This is a genomic window from Marseilla massiliensis, assembly GCF_016899955.1.
Classification (GTDB): domain Bacteria; phylum Bacteroidota; class Bacteroidia; order Bacteroidales; family Bacteroidaceae; genus Prevotella; species Prevotella intestinigallinarum.
In genome coordinates this window covers 22,751-36,714 of the sequence record NZ_JACJJL010000017.1, presented here as the reverse complement: position 1 = coordinate 36,714, position 13,964 = coordinate 22,751, and the positions used below count along the sequence as shown (strand labels likewise).

At 58.7% G+C, this 13,964-nt stretch carries 10 protein-coding genes; 2 read left to right on the top strand and 8 right to left on the bottom strand.

Annotated elements, in window-relative coordinates:
• Window positions 1–100 precede the first annotated feature (100 nt).
• From H6B30_RS10555 to bamJ (H6B30_RS10540), 4 genes are all read right to left on the bottom strand, one after another.
• Entirely contained in the window at window positions 101–3,091 is a 2,991-nt protein-coding gene (locus H6B30_RS10555) for a glycosyl hydrolase 2 galactose-binding domain-containing protein (RefSeq protein ID WP_205110393.1), read from the bottom strand.
• Window positions 3,092–3,329: 238 nt separating this feature from the next.
• On the bottom strand, window positions 3,330–4,307 hold the full coding sequence (gene bamJ, locus H6B30_RS10550) for a BamJ family beta-barrel-assembly machinery protein (protein WP_205110391.1): 978 nt from the start codon (window positions 4,305–4,307) through the stop codon (window positions 3,330–3,332).
• Window positions 4,308–4,373: 66 nt separating this feature from the next.
• Window positions 4,374–5,246, bottom strand: coding sequence for a BamJ family beta-barrel-assembly machinery protein (bamJ, locus tag H6B30_RS10545; RefSeq protein WP_205110389.1), 873 nt, complete (start codon window positions 5,244–5,246; stop codon window positions 4,374–4,376).
• 40 nt (window positions 5,247–5,286) lie between these two features.
• On the bottom strand, window positions 5,287–5,892 hold the full coding sequence (gene bamJ / locus H6B30_RS10540; RefSeq protein ID WP_205110387.1) for a BamJ family beta-barrel-assembly machinery protein: 606 nt from the start codon (window positions 5,890–5,892) through the stop codon (window positions 5,287–5,289).
• Between the two features lie 186 nt (window positions 5,893–6,078).
• On the opposite strand from bamJ (H6B30_RS10540), the gene H6B30_RS10535 reads away from it, so the two are divergent.
• Together H6B30_RS10535 and H6B30_RS10530 are read left to right on the top strand one after the other, a co-directional pair.
• Complete coding sequence (locus tag H6B30_RS10535) at window positions 6,079–6,789, top strand: Sir2 family NAD-dependent protein deacetylase (protein ID WP_205110460.1); 711 nt, start codon at window positions 6,079–6,081, stop codon at window positions 6,787–6,789.
• A 406-nt stretch (window positions 6,790–7,195) separates the two neighbouring features.
• Window positions 7,196–7,846 carry an MgtC/SapB family protein gene (locus H6B30_RS10530; RefSeq protein WP_205110385.1) on the top strand — a complete coding sequence of 217 codons (651 nt, stop codon included), beginning with the start codon at window positions 7,196–7,198 and terminating at the stop codon, window positions 7,844–7,846.
• Window positions 7,847–8,125: 279 nt separating this feature from the next.
• Here H6B30_RS10530 and H6B30_RS10525 read toward each other — a convergent pair whose 3' ends face one another.
• The 4 genes from H6B30_RS10525 to H6B30_RS10510 form a co-directional block, all read right to left on the bottom strand.
• On the bottom strand, window positions 8,126–9,130 hold the full coding sequence (locus tag H6B30_RS10525) for a 2-oxoacid:ferredoxin oxidoreductase subunit beta (RefSeq protein WP_205110383.1): 1,005 nt from the start codon (window positions 9,128–9,130) through the stop codon (window positions 8,126–8,128).
• A 181-nt stretch (window positions 9,131–9,311) separates the two neighbouring features.
• Window positions 9,312–11,162 carry a 2-oxoacid:acceptor oxidoreductase subunit alpha gene (locus tag H6B30_RS10520; protein WP_205110381.1) on the bottom strand — a complete coding sequence of 617 codons (1,851 nt, stop codon included), beginning with the start codon at window positions 11,160–11,162 and terminating at the stop codon, window positions 9,312–9,314.
• Window positions 11,163–11,397: 235 nt separating this feature from the next.
• Complete coding sequence (locus tag H6B30_RS10515) at window positions 11,398–11,586, bottom strand: hypothetical protein (RefSeq protein ID WP_205110379.1); 189 nt, start codon at window positions 11,584–11,586, stop codon at window positions 11,398–11,400.
• 659 nt (window positions 11,587–12,245) lie between these two features.
• Window positions 12,246–13,937: a hypothetical protein gene (locus H6B30_RS10510; RefSeq protein ID WP_205110377.1), complete on the bottom strand. Its 1,692-nt coding sequence runs from the start codon at window positions 13,935–13,937 to the stop codon at window positions 12,246–12,248.
• Between the last annotated feature and the right edge of the window lie 27 nt (window positions 13,938–13,964).

Genomic DNA, 13,964 nt, shown 5'->3' with positions numbered 1-13,964 from the left:
CTTGGCGCCTTTCGCGGCTTCCCGCTTTGGCGGCAACGGCCGGCCCCGGGCATATCCGCCGGCCGGCCCCGGGCTTGCGTCCAAGGGCCGGCGGCGGCTCTCACTCAATCTTCTTCAGAAACTCGGCCTCGATGATTTTCAGCGAGCGGCTGCCACGCACGGTCTTCTCGTCGTTGCTGCTGTCGAGCTCGGTGACACCGGCAAAGGCGTCCTTGGCCTCCGACATGCCCGTGAGGCGTATGGTGTATGTTTGCGCCGGCGGGCAATTGCGCAGCCGGATGTGCACGTAGCCCAGTCCCTTGGGCGTGACGCCCCGCCACACCAGCGAGTCGCCGGCATACACGGCTATGGGGTAAGAGGTGGTGCGGAAGCCCTTCATCTTCATGCACAGCTGGTCGATGGCTGCCTGCTCCACCAGCCGGTAGCTTATCCAGGCCGAGTCGGCATGCGCCTTGCTGCTCCAGCTGCTGTTTTCGTTGCGGTCGAAGCTGAGGCGGGCGTCGGCACTGTTGCTGCCGGCCTTGGCGCTCATCACGGCCACCTCGCGCAGGCTCGGGACGAACGACGGCGTGGCCGGGGTCTCGCCCCGCGTGAGCACAGGCATCAGCCCGTCGGACGGCATCTGCCTCGACAGTCCGCCGACCACGCCCACCGCCTGGGTCTCAAGCTCTATCACGGCCTCGGGCAGGCCCTCGGCGCGCGCCACAAGCCTCACCCTGCCGCTCTTGGGCAGCGAGCGCAGCATGACGCGGTTGACGCCGCACTCCACAGGCAGCGTGTCGGCCAGCACGTGGTTAAGGCCCAAGAGCGACTTGTCGCCCCAGGCCCTGCTGCCCACCTGGTCGTCGATGGTCTTGGTGTTCAGTGCCAGCTGGTTGGTCACGGTGCCGAAGGGCTTGTTCATGGCTATGCCCCCGCGCCACTCGGCGGGGCCCTTCACTCTGAAGCTCACCGTGCGGTTGTCGAGCGGGCAGCGGCGGCCGGCCTCGTCGACCACCTCTACCTGCACCAGGGCCACGTCGGCCCCGTCGGCCTTCCAGCCAGTGGGGTTGACAATGGGCGTCAGCCTCAGCCGCGCCGGCGCGCCCGCCTTTACGAGCGAGTGGCGCGACACCTCGCGCCCGTCGGCGTCGTAGCCCATGGCCGTCAGCGTGTCGGCGGTGTGCCTCACGCCCTTGAAGGTGAAGAGAAAACGGCTCTCGGGGGCATCGGCCGACGCCACCACCTTGCCGCCCTGCACCAGGTCGACGCGCGCTGCGTTAGACACCACATATACGGTGGGCACCTCCTGCCCGCTGCCATAGTTCCAATGGCCCACTATGTGGGTGCGCGGCTTGAGGTCGTCGACCCAGCAGTCCCACATCACCTGGTGGGCGTAGAACGCGTCTTTGGGTATGCGCATGGCGTCGACCACGCCGCTCACGCGGTAGTTGTCGGCCGAGCGGCCGTGGGTCTGCGTGTCGCTGAACACTATCTTCACGCCCCCGGCGTTCGACTTCGTACCTTGGCCGGGGCGCTCGCGCCAGTAGTCGTACCACCGGCGCACCATCTCGGCGGCAAACTCGTCGGCATTGCGGTTGTACTCGCGCGCCGGATGGCCGCGGTGCAACGGCCCGTCGCCCTCTTTGTGGAACGGGTACGACCATGAGTTCCAATACAGTCGGTGACCCTCGTCGCGGCAGTATTCCATCGACCACATGGGCTTGGTGTCGCTCCGGTTGACGTAGAGCATCTCGCCGCCATACTCGGCCTCGGGCTGGTCGAGCATCTCGCGGCTGCCTATGGCGCGGCCTCCATAGGGGTCGTACTCGTTGCGCAGCGCCTTCATCAGCGCCATCTGCTCGGCGGTGATGCGCCTGTTGCCACACTCGTAGAACATCACGCTGGGGCTGTTGCGGTTGTAGATGATGGCGTCGCGCATCAGTTCCATGCGCTGCTCCCACCACCGCCCGGAAGGCGTCTTCTCGGCGTCGCCGGCCGGCAGGGCCTGAGGCAGTCCCACGCGGTCGCACGACTCCACGTCCTGCCGCCACGGCGTGACGTGCATCCAGCGCACCATGTTGCCGCCGCTCTCAACGAGCAGCGAGTTGGAGTAGTCGCTGAGCCACGCCGGGACGGCCGACCCCACGCCGGGCCACTCGTTGGTTGAGCGCTGCGCATAGCCGTGAACCTGCATCACCCTGTCGTTGAGCATTATCATGCCGCGGGCAAACTCGGTCTTGCGGAAGCCCGTGGTGGTGGCCACGGTGTCTGTGCCCACGATGGTCTTCACGCGATACAGGTAGCCGTAGCCCCACGACCAGAAGTGCAGCCCCGACAGCCGTTGCGAGGCCACGAGGGTGCGGGTGGAGTGCGGGCCCAGCGTGTGGCGCCCGCCGCTGAAGCGCGCCAGCTCGCTGCCGTCCATCTCTTCAACAATCACGGTGTAGTCTACCGTGGCCGGTGTGCTGCCGTCGTTGCGCACCTCGGTGGCGGCGCTGACGGTGGCCTCGCGCCCGGGTATGTCGTATTGCGTGGCATAGACGTAGGTGCCGGTGGTCCCCAGGCTGCTGTAGAGTGGCAGCGTCTGGTAGACGTCGCCCACGATGTGCAGCCTGACATTGCGCGTAAGCCCGCCATAGTTGGCGTTGAACGACTTGGCGTTCCACTGAAACGTGCTGCCCGTGGCCTGCTCGCGGTAGTCCCAGCTGTTGTCGGTGCGCACCTCAATGCGGTTTTTGCCTTTCCTAATATATGGCGTGAGGTCGAAGCCGAAGGCCATGACGCCGTTCTCAGACAGCCCCACCCTGTGGCCGTTGAGCCACACCTCGGCTGCCTGGCGGGCCCCCTCAAACTCTATGAACACGCGCTTGCCTGCTGCATCGGCAGGCAGGCTGAAGTCTTTGCGGTACCACACCACAGAGTCGCTCATCTGGTATACCGACACCCTGAAGGCCTCGTCTTCGTTCCACGCCCGCGGCAGGGTGACCTTGGTGCGGCTGTCGCCCATCATCCACCCGGCGTTGAAGTTGTAGGTTTCGCGCGCCGTAGCCGTGGCTGCCATGAGCAACGCGGCCGCCATAGTAAACATTCTGCTCTTTGACATATACATTGCTTGTTATCGTTTTCCATGCAAATATACTGACAATGGGGCTGGAAACGGGGCGTTAATCGTACGGAAAAAGGTAAAATCGTACGAAAAGGGGGCCGCCGACGGCACCATGGCCCGAACAAAAACAACCGCCGGCCGGTGGCGGCCCGCCGCAAATCGCTCTGCCGCGAGGCCACCGGCCGACACTGCCTGTTGACGCCGCTGCCACACTATATGGCATGGCCGGCGTAAAAAAAGCTCATTTCCTGGCCTTCGGAGCCACCTTCTTCACCTTGGCACCCTCGTCGACACCGGCCTTGGTGCCCGACTTGGCTTCGGGCTTGTCGATGCCCACCAGCTCGACGGTGAAGATGAGCGCGCTGTAGGGCTTGATCTGGCCTGCCTGGCGCTCGCCGTAGGCCAGTTCCTGGGGTATGAACAGCTGCCACTTGCTGCCGACGGACATCATGGTCAGCGCCTCGGTCCATCCCTTTATCACCTGGTCGGCACGGAAGGTGGCAGGCTTTGAGCCATGCTTCGACGAGCTGTCGAACACCGTCCCGTCGATGAGCCGGCCCTCATAGTTTACCTGCACGCGGTCGCTCTTGGCGGGAATATCGCCCGTGCCCTTCACCAGCACCTTGTACTGCAGGCCGCTGGGCAGCGTAACCACGCTGTCTTTCTTGGCGTTTTCGGCCAGGAACTGCTTGCCGGCCTCGCGGTTGGGGCCGTAGAGCTTCTCGTCCTTGGCAGCCTTGTTGTACTCGCGCTTGGCCTTGAACGCGGCCTCGGCCTCATCGGCCTTCATCACCGTGGTGTCGCCCTGCAGCGCATCGGTGAAGCCACGGTAAACGAGCGGGGCCACGATGGTGTCGGGCGTGTCGGTAAACTCTTTCTTCATGCCTTCGAGCATCTGGCCCTTCAGGCGTGCGGCTATGCCCATGCCGGCCGAGTAGGCCTTTACCTTGGGGTCGTCGCCCGACTTGATCATCTCGTTGAAGCCGCGGATGAAGTCGGCCATGTAGGCCGTGTCAACGCCCTCGGCCTGCTGCAGGTAGGGTATGAGGCCGTTGGTCATGACCATGCCCACCACATAGCTCAGCGAGTCGGACGGACTGGCCAGCTGCACCGGCTGCACCGTCTCTTCTGCCTTTTTCTTCTTTTTCTTTGCGGCATAGGCCACATTGAACGATGCGCTTGCCAGCACGACAAGCGCCAACATAAGTGTTTTCTTCATACGGTTTGTAGGAATAAGGTCAGAGGCGGATGCACCACCCGCCTCTGACTGTATTTTAAATTAAAGTTACTTGCCTATTGATATCAGCTCAATCTTGAAGACGAGGACAGAGAAAGGCTTGATGTCTACCTGCTCACGCTCGCCGTAGGCCAGTTCCTGGGGTATGTAAACCTCCCACACGGAGCCTACGGGCATGTGCACGAGGGCGTCGGTCCATCCCTTGATGGTCTGGTTGCAGCGCAGCTCGATGGGCTTGTTGCGCTTGTAGGAGCTGTCGAACACCTTGCCGTCGATGGTGCGGCCCTCATAGTTTACCTTCACCATTGATGTGTCGGCCGGCATGGCTCCCGTGCCTTCCTTTATCACCTTGTACTGCACACCGCTGGGAAGCACCTTCACACCGGGCTTCTTGGCGTTGGCGGCAAGGAACTGCTCACCCTTCTTCTTGTTGTCGCCGTATATCTTCTCCATGCTCTTGGCCTTTATCTGGCGTATCTTCATGTTGGCAACCTGCTGGGCCTGCTCGACGGTCATGAGGCCTTTCTTGCCCGTGACGCTGCCGATGAAACCGGCCATGAGGTTCTTCATGGATACGGTCTGTGTGGAGTCGTCGCCGAACACTTCGTGGTTGATGCCCTTAACCAGCTGGGTTGATATCTGCTGGCCAATCTGTATGCCTGCATAGTAGGCGGCCTTCTTCTTGTCGTCGCCTGCGCTGGCGCCCTCGTTGAGGCCCTTTACAAACTCGTCCATGTAGGTGGTGTCAACACCCATGCGGTAAACGAGATACTCCTTCAGGCCCTGGGCCTGCCCAACGCCGATGGCATAGCTCATGGAGTCGACGTCACTCTTAAGGCTGGCCTTAGGAGTGGAGTTGCCGCAAGAAGACAACATTGCGGCTGCGATAGCCATAGAGGCTACAACTGTTAGCTTTTTCATTGATTTATGTTTGTTTCGTTTTCTTCTTTCCACATTGGGATTACATCACCTTGATGAGCTCTACGTCGAACACCAGGGCCGAGTATGGCGGTATGGACTGGCCCGCCCCCGACTCGCCGTAGCCCAGCTTGTAGGGTATGAAGAAGCGGTACTTGGCGCCCTCCTGCATGAGCTGCAGGCCCTCGGTCCATCCGGCTATCACCTGCTGCAGGCCGAACACTGCCGGCTCGCCGCGCTGAAGGCTGCTGTCGAACAGGGTGCCGTCGGTGAGGAAGCCCTCGTAGTGGCACTTCACGCTGTCAGTTGCCTTGGGCTTGCGGCCCGTGCCCTCCTTTATGACCATATACTGAAGGCCGCTGGGCAGCACCACCACGCCGTCTTTCTTGGCGTTGTCGGCCAGGTAGTTCTCGCCTTCGGCCTTGGCGGCCTTGCCCTGCTCGGCGCGCTCGGCGTTGAGTTTCTCCTCTTGCTTGGCGAAGTAGTCCTGCACGATGGCCTGTGCCTCGCGGTTGGTCATCTTCAGGTCGCCGCCGGCTATCACGTCCTTGATTGCCGCAGCGAAGTCGTCTATGTTCATGTTGCTTGCGCCCATCTGCGCCAACTGGCGCCCTATGCCCAAGCCCAAAGCGTAGCTTAGTTTGTCCATTTTATACTTATTATATGTGTGCAATGTTTTTGAAAGCGTGCAAAGATACTTATTTTATCCGATTCGATGGACATATTTCGCGAAAAATTACTATTTTTGTGCATTGTTAAGGAGTGCAGGCAGCCACAGCCTACCATCGGTGGCGATGCGCGGCCGCGCTGCGACAAACGACAAAACGACATGGACATGAAGAAGATTGTGGTGCTTACAGGGGCCGGCATGTCGGCCGAGAGCGGACTGAAGACTTTTCGCGACGCCGGAGGCTTGTGGGAGGAGTATCCGGTGCAGCAGGTGGCGTCGCACGAGGGCTGGGAGGCCGACCCGGCGCTGGTGACGAAATTCTACAACGAACGGCGCAGGCAGCTCGCCGCCGCCAGGCCCAACGAGGGCCACAGGCTGGTGGCCGCCCTGGAAAACGACTACGACGTGACGGTGGTGACGCAGAACGTTGACAACCTGCACGAGCAGGCGGGCTCGACAAAGGTAATCCACCTGCACGGCGAACTGATGAAGGTGTGCTCCAGCCGCGACCCCTACGACCCGCGATACATACAGACGCTGACGGCCGACAACTGCGAGGTGAAGCCCGGCACGCTGGCTGCCGACGGTTCGCTGCTGCGCCCGTTCATAGTGTTCTTCGGCGAGGCGGTGCCCATGATTGAGCCGGCGGCGAAGGAGGCGGCCGCGGCCGACATATTCATCATCATCGGCACGTCGCTCAACGTATATCCCGCAGCAGGCCTGGTGCAGTATGTCAGGCCCTCGGCGCCAATTTACCTCATAGACCCCAAGCCAGTGATGGCGGGCGGCGGGCGACGGTTCATGCACATAATGAAAGGAGCGTCGGAGGGCATGAGGGAACTGACCGCTGAGCTTGCCCGCCAAGGCAAAGGCTGAGGCGCAACCGGCCTGGGGCAAGGACGCCAGCCGAGGGACATGGCGCAAACATGGGGACATGAGCCGGAAGGGGCACCGGCAAAAAGACTTTTAGCCGCAAACGTGGGTCGAAAGACGGCCGCTGCACACGGACAACGGCCCCGGCGCAACAGACAAAACGGGATTTGACAAACAGGGGTTGGCCTGTCGGCAAGACGGGCCAACCCCATTAAGCACTTTAAAACGACACGACGGGCAACACTGCCGACAAGGACCGACGACAACGGATGGCGGCAGCGCGATGGCAAATGGCACGGGAACATACCACCTATGCCACAGCCTGATTGTGCGTTGCACCAAAAAGGGATTGCCAAACAACGGTAACCGGGCACAGAAAGCCCAACAAACCAAACAAAACACACACAATATGGATATGACATTGGAAATAACGCTAAGGCTTTTCATAGCCCTTTTGCTGGGAGGAATAATCGGGATTGAACGCGAATACCGCTCAAAGGAGGCGGGGTTCCGCACGCACTTCCTGGTGGCGCTGGGCAGTGCGCTCTTCTGCATAGTGTCGCAATACGGATTTGGAATTGACACAAAAGACTCGTCAAGGGTGGCGGCACAGGTGGTATCAGGCATTGGATTCCTCGGGGCAGGAACCATAATATTCCAAAAAAACGTGGTGCGCGGCCTTACCACAGCTGCCGGGATATGGGTGACGGCGGCCATAGGGCTGGCCTGTGGCACAGGCATGTATGTTGCGGCCGCCATAGCCACGGCCTTGGTGCTTGTCGGGCTGGAAGTGATAAACTCATTCATACCGACCGTCGGCACCACCACAGTGCAACTGACATTCACCGCTACCACCAAAGAAAGCGTCAAGAGGGTTGTAGACCAGATAAAGGACGACTGCATAGAACTTTACTCTTATGAGCTGCGCGACCGACGGACGTCGCAAGGCGAGATATTTGAGGCGAGCATCGAAATAAAGGTGAAGCGCGGCAATCACAACGAACGCCTCATAGACTACATGGACGAGTTTGACGACGTGACCATATCGAGCATTGAATGACGCCGGCAGCACGCCGAAAACCCGCAACGGCCTTCTGGCCAGGCCTGCCCTGCGGCAACGGGCCGAAGCCACCGGCAGGCCACCGGCCGCAAAGCCCGGGCCCGCCCTAAGTCACCGAGGGCAACCGCCATCGTGCGCCGCCATTTGCCACGGCAACGAGACAGAAACACGATACGGGCCGTCTCACAATGTGAAACGGCCCGTATTGAATGGCGCCAAAGCCCCTTTTGCCACGACGGCGCCCCACGCTGAGGGCCCACGCCGGGCGAAGGCGTAGTGTCACTTCACCTCCCAGATGTCGTTGGTCTCGAGCAGCTCCATGAAGTTGTGGTACTTCTTCTTGGCGCTCACCTCCTCTATCTGCCGGTTTACGGCATCGTCGTAGGCCGGGGCCTCAACGTCGCGTATGATGCCGAGGGCCACGGGGAAGCCGTGCTCGTTGTCCATCATGGCCAGCTTGAGCTGCAGCGTGTCGTCCATGCAGTGGGCGTCGTGCACGAGGATGTCTTTCTCTGTCACGCCGTTCTCGCCGAGCTTCACCACCTTAAGGCCGAAGCCCTGCTGCATGAGGCCGTACTCATTGTTCTCGCCGAATAGCAGCGGTTGGCCGTGGCGCACGTAGATGGCGTTTTTCTTGCGGCCATCCTTGGTGTAGACACTCTCGAACGTGCCGTTGTTGAAGATGACGCAGTTTTGCAGTATCTCGCACACTGCGGCTCCCTTGTGGCGGTAGGCCGCCTTGAGTATGTCCACCGTCTCGGGCGCATCGGTGGCCACGGAGCGTGCGAAGAAATGGCCGCGGGCTCCGAAGCACAGCTCGGCGGGGCGGAACGGGTCTTCCACAGTGCCGTATGGGCTCGACTTCGACACGAACCCGCGCGGCGACGTGGGCGAATACTGGCCCTTGGTTAGGCCGTAGATGCGGTTGTTGAGCAATATGATGTTGATGTCGACATTGCGGCGCATGGCGTGGATGAAGTGGTTGCCGCCGATGGCGAGGCCGTCGCCGTCGCCGCTCACCTGCCACACGGCCAGCTTCTGGTTGGCCACCTTGGCCCCCGTGGCAATGGCAGCGGCACGCCCGTGGACGGTCTGCATTGCATAGGTGTTGACATAATACGGCAGTCGGCTTGAGCACCCGATGCCAGATATCACTGCAGTCTCGTAAGGCGGCACGCCAAGCTCGGCCATTGCCTTGTGCAGCGAAGCCAGGAAGAAATGGTCGCCGCAACCGGGACACCACCTCGGTTGCCCCTTCTTATAATCGTTTGGTAAATATTCCATATTGTTAAAAGTTAAAGATTAAAAATTAAAAAAATCAGAGATGAATATCGAAGAATACAGCTCCGCTAAGAGCCATGCGCGTCATATTTCATCTTATAAGCCTCGACTATACGCAAGGCAAAGGCGTTGCTACGGTCTTCCATGAGATTTTCGCAATGCATATTCTCTTAATTTTTAACTCTTAATTCTTAATTATCTTACTGAACGCCTTCACAAGCTCGGCCACGACGAACGGCTGGCCCTTGACCTGGTTGAACTGGTAGGGCACGAAGTTGTCGACCTTCATGCGCAGGTAGGCGGCAAACTGACCGAGGTTTTGCTCGGCCACCACCACCTTCTTGTAGCGCATGAGCACCTCGTCGGTGTTGCGCGGCAGCGGGTTGATGTAGCTGAAGTGTGCCAGCGCCACCTTGTTGCCCATGGCCCTGAGCTCCTCCATGGCCGAATATAGATGGCCGAAGGTGCCACCGAAGCCCACGATGAGCAGTTCGGCGTCGTCGGCGTCGCCCTGCACCTCTACGTCGGGCACGGGTATCTTGAACACCTTCATGGCCCTGAGGCGGCACATCTTGTCGTGGTTTTCGGGGTCGGTGGATATGGCACCGGTATCGCCGTCCTTCTCCAGTCCGCCGAGGATGTGCTCAAATCCCTCCTGCCCAGGCACGGCCCAGTAGCGCACGCCCGACTCGGGGTCGCGCCTGTATGGGGTGTAGTGGCCTTTCTGCTCGGCCGGTGCGTAGTGGGGGTGTATCTCTGGCAGCTGTGCGATGTCGGGCAGTCGCCATGCGCCGGAGCCGTTGGCCACGAAGGCGTCGGTGAGCAGCACCACGGGCGTGAGGTGCTCGAGGGCAATCTTGGCGGCGGCGTAGGCAGCGTCGAAGCAGTTGGTGGGGCTTGTGGCCGCTATCACCGGCATGGGGCTCTCGCCGTTGCGGCCGAAGAGCACCTGCAACAGGTCGGTCTGCTCGCTCTTGGTGGGCAGTCCGGTGGATGGGCCTCCGCGCTGCACGTCGACAATCACGAGCGGCAGCTCGTCGATGACGGCCAGGTTCATGGCCTCCGACTTGAGGCATATACCCGGGCCCGAGGTGGAAGTGGCGGCCAGCGCTCCGGCAAACGAAGCCCCGATGGCACTGGCGCAGCCCGATATCTCGTCTTCACACTGCACGGTGATGACCCCGCACGACTTGTGCTTGGCCAGCTCGTGCAATATGTCGGTGGCAGGCGTGATGGGGTAAGAGCCCAGGAAGAGCTTCAGCCCCGCGCGCTCGGCGGCGGCAATGAGGCCGTAGGCAGTGGCCTTGTTGCCTGTGATGTCCATGTAGCGGCCCGGCACCTTGTGCCTGGAGTCGATGCGATATGTGGCCGGCACGCTCTGGTGGGTGTTGGCGGCGTAGTCGAAGCCGGCGTTAACCACCTTGACGTTGCTCTCGGCAATGAGCGGCTTCTTGTCGAACTTCTCGCGCAGGAAAGCCTCGACAAAGCTCAGGTCGCGGTTGAACAGCCAGCAGACTATGCCCAGGGCAAACATGTTGCGGCACTTGAGCATGCTCTTGTTGTCCATGCCGCTGTCGGCCAGGCAGGTCTTAACCATCTGCGTCATCGGGCAGGCCACCACGCGGTCGGGGTCGATGCCCATCTCGCCGAGGTAGTCGTCGGTGGCAAACTTGGCCTTCTCAAGGTCTTTCGGGCCGAAGCTGTCGGTGTCGATGATGATCGTGGCCTGCGGCTTTGCAAAGCGATACTGTGTCTTCAGGGCGGCGGCATTCATGGCCACAAGCACGTCGCACTTGTCGCCCGGGGTGTAGACACGGCCCGCTCCGATGTGCACCTGAAAACCCGACACGCCCGTGAGCGAGCCTTGCGGGGCGCGTATGTCGGCCGGGTAGTCGGGAAACGTGGATATGCCGTTGCCCACAGTGGCCGACACCGTGGAGAAGATGTTGCCGGCCAGCTGCATGCCGTCGCCGGAATCACCTGAGAACCTCACCACCACCTGGTCGAGTTCCTTTACTTCCAATTTTTCTGCCATAAGTCTTTCGTATCTTTTGTTATAAACAATATCAAAGCAGGCGCATCGCCGGACGGTGACCATATCGGGCCACGACGAAAGCCGAAGCGCCACGGTTATCAAAATGCAAAGTAAGCAAACTTTAGCGAAACGGCAAAATGTTTTCCAATAAAAAAGTTGGACAAGAGGCCTTTTATGCACATATTATTGCAAAATGACAATAAAACAGCCATAAATACTACATCTTGATGTATTTTTAAGTCAACAGGTTATTGATGAAGCGAAATACGCGCCACACCACTTTCATTTTGAAACATAAGCCCTGCAAGCGCAACGCCGCTGCATGCCCCTGTGCCAGGAACTGTTCAACGCTGCCAAACCGGCTTCGGGTGACAGCATGGTTGCGGTGTGCTTGCATTTTGCAAAGATAGCCTTTATTTCTCATACCAACAAACTAAATGGCTCTATTTTTCATGGTGCGCATATCATCCTGCGCTGCTGTACGCCAACCCTGCATAGCTCACCACACCCGGAAGAGACGCCGCCACGCTAAAAACGACGCACCTCTAACCCAAGCGGCTTGCTGGGCTGCCTGTGCGGCTTATGAAGAAGGGGCTGCCGACAACGCCTTGGAATATGCCTGCCAAACCGTAAACGGCAGCATACGCCATGAGGTAACTCGGCTGTATCTCTATGTGGCATACAAGCCCGGCAGAGACACTTCGGGCTACGGCAAGGCGCCCTTGCGAATTGCAAAGCCACGCCGGAAGCATCGTTGCCGTAAAACGGCAAGCCAAACGGCGCCTGCCCCAGGGCCGGGCAACAATGCGTCAACCAGGCCGTCGACACTGGCAAGAATGCAACTGAGTACAGAAAGCGACGCTCCAAGATTAGCGGAGCAAACAATTGAGGGGCTGCCCGCCACGATCCCTTACCCCCTTGCACTGGGAAACGCCCCCAATGAAGAGCCCTATGCAAACGAGCCTGCAACAACAATAAGCGCGATTGCCGTAAAGTAATGACACCTTACTGGCAATCGCGCTACATCATGTCTATCGTGCGGCGACGCTTATCCCCGCCATCACGACGCTGCAAAGCCTTTCCTCAACGGACAACCTTCTTAACCACGGTCTTTCCATCCTTACCCTTGGAGCGCATCAGGTAGACACCCTTCTTGGGATTCTTGACAGCATTGCCGTTGAGATCGAAGAATTCAGCCTTTCCGTCACTGGTCAGCGATTCTATTCCCGCCGCGTCTTCAAGCCACGTGATTGCCGACTTAGTAGATGTGTTTCCACCCTTGTAGACCATTTGGATGCCTACTCGTTGTGGCTCACTGGCCTCTACATAAAAGATTTGCATTTCGTTTTTATAGTAAAAATTCTCCCTGTCGTTCATTCCATAAGGAACGTCGATGACGCGCTGTTCGTTTTCGCCATTGTCATCTGTTACCGTGAAGACTACAGGAGTATTGCCCTCACCCATCAAGACATTGAAGTAAAGCTTTTCGGGTGCCATGAATTCACCCTCTTCGCTCTTCATGTCTACATCAAACATGACGCCGATTCCAAAATCTTCGTCAAATTCCGATTCATGGATAACGGGGGCCTTTGGCGTAAGCGCAACATCGGGCACGGCCTGGATAACAGGCCCGGCGTAGAGCTCGAAGGGGTAGATAAGCCTTTTACCCTCGTTGATAGAAAAGCCGGCGTTGGTTGTCGCCGAGACCCTCTGACTTGCGAGGTCGAGTTCCATTTCCAAGAGTGGAGCTACGCGATGCCTGTAGTATTTCTCTCCCGAATCCTCGTCCGTCTCAACTGTCACCGTGGAAGGAACAAAAAAGGTATACGCATTATCGTCCCGGTTGTAGCCTACATACTGTGACTTAAGGATGACACGCCCGTTTTCTATCGTTCCGTGAATCCACTGGGATTCATCTCTTTCCTTTTTGACGCTTTCCCAGAAGGGATTGATGAAATAGAAATCCTTGTCGGTCAGATAAGCCTTGATGTTGACCGCACGGTTTTCCATCAATTGGTTTTGATAGGTGAGTATGAATTTCTGGGGCTCCACGCCTTCTGGCAGAACGGTCTTTTCTTCGTCGAATGGCTCAAATACGAGATCGGTATCACCGTAGCCGTCCCAATCGCCCGTCTGTTCCACCTCGCCAATGATCATCTTGGGCAACACAGTGTTAGGGTATTCCCCTTCACCCTCCATAGTCAGCACACCGTCCTTGTATGTAAAGAACACGTCGCCATTGACAGTTTTCCCATCGTCGCTGTATTCGAGCGCCCACGTAAGATTATTATTGACAGGCGTGAGGACAAGCCGCGATGCATACAGCTTCGTGCCATCGTATTTGACATACATCAGCTGCGGCGTATGCGCCACATAGCGGTCGCCTTCAAGGTGTGTCAGCTTCAGATATGAGAAGGTGAATATTTTAGAGAAGAAACGCTTGATGTAGATGTTGCCGTCTTCTCCGAGAATAATCTCAGCCTTCTTTGCCTCCTGGAAATTGGGCTTGATGCTCAACCCATCCGAATAAAGTCCAAAACCAGAGCGCGTGAGGTTGTCAACGACGGTGCCGGCAGGAGGATTCTCTTCGCTGATGATTTCATCACTCGCCACGGGGAAGGCTGTCTGGTTGTCACCAACGTCACTCCGTGTGACTGAAAGGCTTACCAAGCTCGAGAGCGAAGCTTCGCGCTTAGAGAAGTCTTGCGCCGATGCCACTACGGCCATCATAGTGCCCAGCAGCATAAGAACTGTTTTCTTGATAAAATGCTTCATAACTAAATTGGTTTTAGGAAAGGAATA